We start from the raw sequence: 6,000 nt of genomic DNA on the forward strand, positions 1-6,000 counted from the left end.
CGGCTGTCGTTAAAACGCCAAAGGCGGCTCCCCTGTGATAGGGAGCCGCCTTTTGTGTTCTACGCGGGCTTACTGGTTCTCGCGGCGACGGCCCAGGGCCAGGTAAGCACCGCCGATGAGCACGGACAGCACGCCGATCGCGATAATTGCGCGCATCGGGGTACCGGTATCCGCGAGATCACCGTCGCGCTCCGTGTCCTTGTCGGAGGAGGTTGCGCGGGTGGACGTGTCCGCCTCGGCCACCTTGGTGGAGTTGCCGTTGCGGGTGACCACCTTCGCGGACGGGGTCACGCTGGTGGAGCGGCCCGTGGAACGACCCGTGGTGCTGCTGGAAGTGACCTTCGTGCCGCCAAACGTGGTGTTGGTGCTCTTGGTGCTCTTCGAGCCGCCCGCACCCGCCAAGCCGCCAGCGCCAGCCAGAGCGGCCGCCGGGGCGAGGAAAGACGACGCCACCGGACGCACCTGGTCGAGGACCTTCAGCACCTGATCCGGCTTGCTCAGAGTGGAGGACGGGGTCGCGTTCGGGTCGCGCGGAAGCACGAGCTCGGCCTCAGTGTCGCCGCGGCGGATAACCACGTCAGCGTTCTTGTAGCCCTTCGGAGCTTCCTTCAGCGTGAGCTGGACGAGCTTCGCGTTGTCCTTCTTCGGGTCGATAGTGACCTTGCCGCGGCCGTTCGCATCGGTGGTGCCGAAGACGCGGCCATCCTCGCTCTTGAACTCGGCGCCCTCGACGAGCTTGTCGTCGGCGGTCTTGACCAGGACGTCCACCTCGATGAGGCCGTCGTCGCCCTGCGCAGCGGTCTTCGTGGTGGTCGAGGAAGTGGTGCCCTTCGGCGCCGCGACGGTGGTGGTCGCGGAAGCGTCCTTGCCCTCCGGGAGGACGAACTTCACGGACTTGGCGCCGCGCTGAACCTCAGCCACGGAGCCACCCCAGCCGTCGGGCGCCTGATCAATCGCCAGGTTAAAGGTGTCCTTGCCGCGGGACGCATCGTCCAGCTTCAGGGAAACCTTGCCCTTGCCGGACTCGTCGGTCGCGCCGTCGACGGTGCCGTTCGCGCTGACAAAGCTGACGCCCTCCACCGCGCGTCCATCGTCGGTGACAACCTCCACGTCGAGCTCGACGACCTCGGCGTCCCGCTGACCAACGCTCGGGGCCTTCTTGGACGGGGTCGGCTCAGCGGTGGTGGTCGGGGAAACGGTCGCGGAGTCAGCGCCGGCAGACGCATCAGCAGCCGTAGTGGTCGGCTCACCGGAGGCCGGGGTCTCGCCCGCGGCGGACTCCGGCTTCGCCTCCAGGCCGGCTACGGCCTTGTAGTTGTCCTCTTCCGTGCGGTCCGTCTCCACGTCGACGATCTTGCCGTCCTCAAGCTTGACAGCGTTGCCTTCGCCGTCAGCGAAGAAGGTGGCGTCGTCGGCGAGGTAGGCGTACTCGAACGCGGCGACGTCGGCCAGGTCGACGCCCTTGTTCACCTCCGCCGGGGCCTCAGCGACCTTCGCGTCCTTCACGTTCAGGGTGTAGCGCGTCGCCTTGCCGTCCTTGGCGGCCAGGGCGACCAGCTCGCCGTCATTGTCGGTCGGAGCCCACGCAAGCTCCGGCAGGTCGCGCACACCCTCGACGGGCTTCTTCACAAATTCGAGGTTTTCCGGTTTGCTCTTCGGACCGGTTTCGTCGTCGGCGAGGTCTTTGGCGTAGACGGTTTCGCCGTCGAAAAGCACGAGCGTGCCGTCCTGAGTAAAGGCTGCGGAGGTGATCTCCTTCGCGTCGACGCCCGGGATCTCGCCCAGGTCCTTCAGGTTGCCGGTCTGCGGGTGGATGCGCAGCAGGTGGCCCTCATCGGACACGGCGTAGAGGCGGCCGTTGGTCGGGTTGCTGGCCACGGCGCTGTAGGTGTGGTTGTCAGAGGTGAACTGCACACCCGAGGTGCCGGAGCCGGCGGCCGTCGCCGAGACGATCAGGGAGGCGAAGCCCTTGAGGATGTCGGCCCACTCCTGCGTGGTGTCCGCCTTGGTCGTGGGGGCAACATTGCTTGCCGACGCCTTCGGTGACCCCTCAGCCGACTTCACCGACGTCGTTACCGGCGCGGCGGTGGAAGAGGATGCCGGGGCGGCGGAGCTTTTGTCCTCCGTGGAGACGACCGTAGCCTTCGACGTGGTGGACTCCGAGGACGGAGACGTGGTTTCCGCCTTCGCAACGGGCACGAGCGTCAGCGTGCCCGCGACAGCAGCGGCGAGCGACAGCCCGGCGATGCGGTTGACCTTGGAGTTTGCAGCCATTATTACCTCTCGAATGTGAAAAAGCGCGCGAAAGCCCAAAAAGCACCTACGAATGTATACGTTTCATCGCGCTGTCTCAATATTTATTGCCTGTAAATACACAGCGCCCCGGTCTCGCCGATGCGTATCGACGAGACCGGGGCACGTACTAGAACTCAGCCATGGACTAGAGCCCTCAGGGCCTTAGTTAGCGGCCTCTTCCGGCTTTGCCTCCGGCTGGGCGTCAGAGTCAGCCTCATTCTTCTTGGAGCTGCCACCCTCGGAGCTGGAGCTGCTGGAGCCAGCGACATCTTCAGTGCCCTCAGCGTCTGCCTTGGAGGAGCTACCAGCGGAGCTGCTCTCCTCGCTCGGCTCGAACCAGCCAGCCTCACAGCCGGCGTAGAAGATACCGGTAAGCAAACCAGCAATAGCCAGCAGAGCGACGCCGCCCGCAGCAGCCGGGGCTGCGGGGTTGATCTGTGCCAGCTGACGGTTCACCTGGTCGATCTGCGCCTGCCACTGGCCCTGGATCTCAGTGACCCACTCCGGCTGCTGGAAGCCGATGCCAAGGTCGACGTTCGGCATAGCCTCGCGGATTGCCGCGTTGGCCTGAGCGGAAATCTGGTTCAGCTCGTCCTCGAACATCACACCGATGCCGCCCATGACGGCACCAAGCAGGCCGAGCGGGACCAACCACGCCACCGGGTTGGACACGGAGGACGCAGACGCCAGGCACTTGCCCAGGGAGCTGTCTTCCTCTTCGCCCTGAGCGCCGCCCTCGGAGATACCAGCGGTGCGCGGGGTCTCAAGCTGCAGGTTGATCACCTGCTCGGCCTTGTTGACCTCGAATTCCTTGGACTCGAGGACCGCACCCGGATCGAAGGAGTTGTTCTCCGGATCCTTCGGATCGACCAGGCGCAGGTTGCCCGGGCTGTCAATCTTCAGCGTGTACTTGCCGTACGGCGAGCCTTCGAACAGGACATTGCCGTCCTCATTGGACTCACCGGCGAAGGACGGGGTGCCGTCGGTCGGTGCCAGCGAGATCTTCAGGCCAGACAGGCCCTCGTCCGGGTCCTGCTTGCCGTTGCCGTTCTCGTCGACCCAAGCAACCACCTGGACATCGCTAGCGTCCAGCTCTGCACCCTCGGAGACCACAACGTGGGCGTTGCCCTTGATGTTGTCCTTCGGAGAGATGATCAGCACGGACGACGGATCCTCGCCGTACTCCGGCTCACCCGTGTAGCCGTCGCCGCGGCCCGGACGTGCCGGCAGCTCGCCACGAGCCTCGGCGGCATTGTGGTGCTTCGCACCCGGGTTGAGGCCCTCCGGCAACTCAGCGCTGAAGACGACGCGCTCGCCCGGCAGCAGCGTGCCGGTGAAGCCTTCCGGCTCCTTCACGTCGAGCTGGTAGCACTGGCCGTCCTCTGCCTTTTCGGACGCCTTGACCGGCTTGCAATTGTCCTCATCAACGCCGTCCTCGTAGACGATGTCGGTGAGCTTGACGTTGACCATCGGCGTGGAACCAGTGTTCTTCACCTCGTAGGTGAAGCCCAGCGGGGAGTTCGCCGAGGCCTTGACCGGCTTGTCCTTGTTGGTGGCGAAGCGGGCATTGACCTTCTTCTCCACAGCGCCACGCAGGAACTTGGTGTAGGCGGAATCCGGCAGGGAGCTGACCTTCTCGCCCTTGGAGGTGACACCACTTGCGGTTGCGACGTTGTTGAAGTCGAACGCGTCTTCCGGCGCCTTCATCTTGGCGTTGAAGACCTTCGAGTCGCCCGGAGCCAGCTCAGACTCAGCGGTCCAGCCTTCCGGCATGGTCAGCTCGATGTTGCGCTTATCCAGCTCCGGGTCGTCGAACGTGATGTTCTTGATCGGCTCGTCGCCATCGTTGGTGACGATCAGGGCGTAGAGGAGGTCCTCGCCGTCCTTGACGGTCATGACATCGTCGACAAGCTCGCCGTCCTTGTTCTTGACCTTGCCGTTGTTGTCGGCGTCACGGCCCCAAACTCGCTTCTCAAGCTTCAGGGACTGGTTCTTGGTCAGGTGGATCTCCGGCAGCTCGACGTCCTCGCCAGCGCGGACCGGCACCTTGATCGGGTCCACGTCATTGCCGCGGCCCGGGGTGAGGATTTCCACGTCGTGGACGCCCGGAATGACGTCGTCGATCTCGAAGGAGCCGTCGTCCTCGACCGGGATAACGCGGGAGTTGCCGCGCGGGTCGGTGACCACAACGACGGTGCCCGGCACAGCATTGCCGTTGCCGTCGTCGACGCGGCCGACGATGGACTGGGTCTTCGGTGCCTCAACCTTGATCTCGACGGGGGTGGACTCGCCAGACTTGACGGTTACGGTGCGGTTGATCTTGTCGCCCTTGACATCCACATCCGGCCAGCCCTCGGGCAGGGTGACCTCGAGGTCGAAGTCAGCCTTGCCGTCCGGGAAGTACTTGAAGTCGATCGGCGGGGTGACAAAGTAGCCGTCTGCGTCGACCTTGATCGGGACCTCGTAGTCGAACGTCTCACCAGTCTCCGGGTCGGTGACGCCCTTCTTCACCAGCTTGATGTCGGAGCCAGTGATAGGACGGTTGGACTCATCGACCAACCAGCCGTGGACAGAGCCCGGCTTCGCAGCCGGCTTGTTCTTGTCCAGCTCGATCTCCGGCTTGTCCACCTTGATCGGCGGCAGCTTGGAGGTCTCGCCCTTCTTTACCGGCACAACCTGCGGCTTCGGATCGTTGAAGCCGTCCGGCGCGTCGACGATTACCACGTAATCGCCGTCCTCCGGCAGCTCCGGCACCTCGAAGTTACCGTTCTCGTCGACCTCGATCGGGTCGACGACCTGGTTGCCGTCCTGGTCCTTGACGATCACGGTCGGCAGCTGCGGCTTGCCGTCCTTGTCCTTCGTCGGCGGAAGCGGGTTGCCCTCCGGGTCGGTGACAGTGCCGATGATGCTCGGGTTCTTCGGCTCCGGCTCGGAGTCCGTGGTTGGAGCAGGTTCGGTGGTCGACGTCGGAGCCGAGGTGGTCGGCTTCGTCGTAGTCGTCTTCGTCGTGGTCGGCTTCGCAGTCGACGTCGGAGCCGAGGTGGTCGGCTTCGTCGTAGTCGTCTTAGTCGTCGTCGGTGCGGGCTTCGCAGTCGACGTCGGAGCCGAGGTCGCCGGCTTCGTCGTAGTCGTCTTAGTCGTCGTCGGTGCGGGCTTCGCAGTCGACGTCGGAGCCGAGGTAGTCGGCTTCGGCGCAGACGTCGACGGCTTGGAGGTGGCCGGCTTCGGCGTAGGAGTCGGCGACGGCTTAGGAGTCGGATCGAGATTCTCCAGCTTGGTGTCACGGTCCTTTTCCACCGTCACCTGCTGCTCGTCAGGCGCAGTGTACTTATCTTCATCCTTCGGAGTGACAACAACCGTGTAGTCACCCGTCGGAACCTCATCCAAATTCAGGTTGCCGTCACCATCAACAGGCACCTCACGACGCTCACCAGTGGTGGAGTCAACCAACTCAACCTTGTCAACAATCTTCGGATCAACCGTGCCAGACACCGAACCCGTATCACGCGTCGGATCGAGATTCTCCAGCTTGGTGTCACGGTCCTTTTCCACCGTCACCTGCTGCTCAGCAGGCGCGGTGTAACCATCCTTCGGAGTGACAACAACCGTGTAGTCACCCGTCGGAACCTCATCCAAATTCAGGTTGCCGTCACCATCAACAGGCACCTCACGACGCTCACCAGTGGTGGAGTCAACCAACTCAAC

The 6,000-nt window shown here is 64.0% G+C and carries 2 protein-coding genes; both read right to left on the reverse strand.

All coding sequences use genetic code 11. The features are described from left to right. Positions 1–69: 69 nt before the first annotated feature. Entirely contained in the window at positions 70–2,274 is a 2,205-nt protein-coding gene (locus tag MHY23_RS11130) for a hypothetical protein (RefSeq protein ID WP_239307600.1), read from the reverse strand. Positions 2,275–2,457: 183 nt separating this feature from the next. Further along, positions 2,458–6,000: SdrD B-like domain-containing protein (locus tag MHY23_RS11135; RefSeq protein ID WP_304504251.1), on the reverse strand; the 3,543-nt coding region annotated here is incomplete at its 5' end.

The sequence above is a fragment of the Corynebacterium sp. ACRQP genome, from assembly GCF_022345915.1.
In the GTDB taxonomy this organism is placed as follows: domain Bacteria; phylum Actinomycetota; class Actinomycetes; order Mycobacteriales; family Mycobacteriaceae; genus Corynebacterium; species Corynebacterium lehmanniae.

Coding starts and splice junctions, on each gene's coding strand:
- MHY23_RS11130 (WP_239307600.1), bottom strand. CDS start 2,274: ATGGCTGCAAACTCCAAGGTCAACCGCATCGCCGGGCTGTCGCTCGCC.